Here is a 1722-nt window from a genome sequence, read left to right on the forward strand (position 1 = left end):
TCATACTCGACACTCGTTACTTCTTCACGCGTCAATGGAATATATTGCGCATTCTCCTCACCAGATATCCGTACCAAACGACCATCGGACAAGTAATTCTGGATAAGATGCAAAATAATCTTACCTTGCCGCTTGCGGTACAAACGTAAACCATCAAACAGACAAGCAAGCAGATTTAAACTGGATTGGCGTCGTTGTGCCTCCAAAATACCCGCTTGTGTCACTTCTCTTGTGCCAATGAATTCGGGCGATAAACCCGTCACCTGATTAATTGCTTCCTTAGCTTCATTAAACAGCTGGAAAAAGCCTTGTGGAAACTGTGCTACAGGCTTTGGTTGTATTTTACCACCTGCCAATGCGTTAGGTTTAACCCATGTAATACTGTCTGATCGGCTTAAACTTTTTGCTGCTTCTCTCTCATCCTTAAATGCACCACTCTCTGCCATTATCCCGCCTTTGGATTGGCTATTAAGGATATACATCACTTGACTGAAATATTTATTCGCCCACCGTTGAGGATCTTTTGTAGGACGCACAACACCATAAAATTGCCGTTCTATCTTGTCAAAATACCCCGTTATACACTCCCAACCCAATTGACCAGCTGGAACCATGGGTTGATCGGGGCATAGCAAAACCTTCCTGCCTAAAAAAGCGCGCTTAACAACCTTTTTATTAAAAGCCGCCCCTTGAATATTAGGCATCATGCACTGTAGCTGCTTAAATTCTTCCTCGCTATAATCACGAAGTTCTCCAGTACTTAAATCGGGCGCTTTGTAATACCTCTCGCTTTCAAACCAACGGCATTCAACAAGTGTAATCATCCGTCGACCGTTTTCAACATCAATGCCCTTCTCATCATTATAAGCTTCAAGATCATTATGATGAATGCCCTCATAAGCAATCCCATCACGAGCCCAATCTGCACTCAGTTCACTCCAATGGGCTTTGGGAAACATCTGCTTGGCTACTTCCAAAGGCTTGCGGTCCACATACCACAAACGTTGCGCATCGGTTAAGTTCGGTTGCACCGCTGCACTGTCCCAAACCATCTTTAACGGGTCTAAACGCGTAATGACCGGTTCACCATCAAAGCTGTTTTCATAATCAAGTCGCGTATCGGTCCAGCCCATGCCACAAATAACCGCATCTTGGAAAGCATCACTATCAGCATATTCTGCATGCGCCATGTCCCGAAACCATTCTGCCGCACCGGTAAGCAATTCACTTGGCAATGCCTTGCCTACTTGACGGGGAATGAATTGCACTTCGCGCTTGTTATTTCTCTCTGACCCCACAACAGCATTCACAAGCGGAGCAATACGATTAAAGGTCATAACGGGGCGGCGTTGCTCTTTTAACGCCGCTAAATCAGCCTCATTCCACTGATCACCATTGTAAAAACGAAAATCCTCCCGTGCATGTTCACGCCATTTATTCACATGCTCCACATCTTCTTTGTACCAACTCACAAGCTTGCGAAATAAGCCTTCTGTCGACAAATCTGATGCGTTACTTTCTTTATCTAAATGCTCTTCATCATACATCATTCTGCCATCCATGAGGTACTCTCATATTCCGTTCTGCCGCTATAAGCTGGTCGCTTTTGTATCGTCGGAGGTTCTTCATAAGCCACGCACATCAATCCAAAGGCATCTGCCCCATGACTGGACCAATCGTGCTCTGCTCCCAAGCCAATATTGCGCTTCTCATCCCATTTCT

General features: G+C 45.2%; 1 protein-coding gene and 1 pseudogene. Both read right to left on the bottom strand.

Annotated elements, in window-relative coordinates:
* On the bottom strand, positions 1 to 1562 hold a 1562-nt coding region (locus tag ACFIKJ_RS08305), incomplete at its 3' end, for a portal protein (protein ID WP_375670467.1).
* Positions 1547 to 1722, bottom strand: a pseudogene (locus ACFIKJ_RS08310) (PBSX family phage terminase large subunit); the annotation flags it as partial. The gene ACFIKJ_RS08305 and the pseudogene ACFIKJ_RS08310, both read right to left, overlap by 16 nt.

Origin of the sequence: Bartonella sp. PS7NMGDW, assembly GCF_042193585.1 — a bacterium.
In the GTDB taxonomy this organism is placed as follows: domain Bacteria; phylum Pseudomonadota; class Alphaproteobacteria; order Rhizobiales; family Rhizobiaceae; genus Bartonella; species Bartonella grahamii.